Here is a 349-nt window from a genome sequence, read left to right as displayed (position 1 = left end):
CCCACCACAAGGCCCCAGCCAAGGGGGTTCCGCCAGAAGCCCAAATATCGAACCTATCTGGCAACGGCTGCCCATGCCGCATGATGGGGAATACAGAGTTTGTGACCGTCGTAGCGGGGAAAGCGGTAACCGCTGGATTTACGCCACGGATATGGCTCAGCGCCGTTGCCACTGCAAAGCAGGCCCGATTGGCAAGATTAATCGGTGCGCCAGCCATGCTGCCGCTTACGTCCAGCAGGATATGGACAGCCGTATTGAGGCCCAATTGCACAGACCCCTTTTGGAAAACACGAGCATTGCCAACCTGCAGACGGTGTAGCGAATTGGCGTGCAGTGTGCCCCTGCGTCC

At 58.5% G+C, this 349-nt stretch carries 1 protein-coding gene; it reads right to left on the bottom strand.

Annotated elements, in window-relative coordinates:
- Positions 1-271: cobaltochelatase CobT-related protein (locus PZH32_RS14280; RefSeq protein WP_428994040.1), on the bottom strand; the 271-nt coding region annotated here is incomplete at its 3' end.
- Between the last annotated feature and the right edge of the window lie 78 nt (positions 272-349).

It is taken from the genome of Adlercreutzia equolifaciens (assembly GCF_029076695.1).
Taxonomy (GTDB): Bacteria; Actinomycetota; Coriobacteriia; order Coriobacteriales; family Eggerthellaceae; genus Adlercreutzia; species Adlercreutzia equolifaciens_A.
The sequence above is the reverse complement of the archived record's forward strand: the minus strand, read 5'-3'. Positions and strand labels throughout refer to the sequence as shown.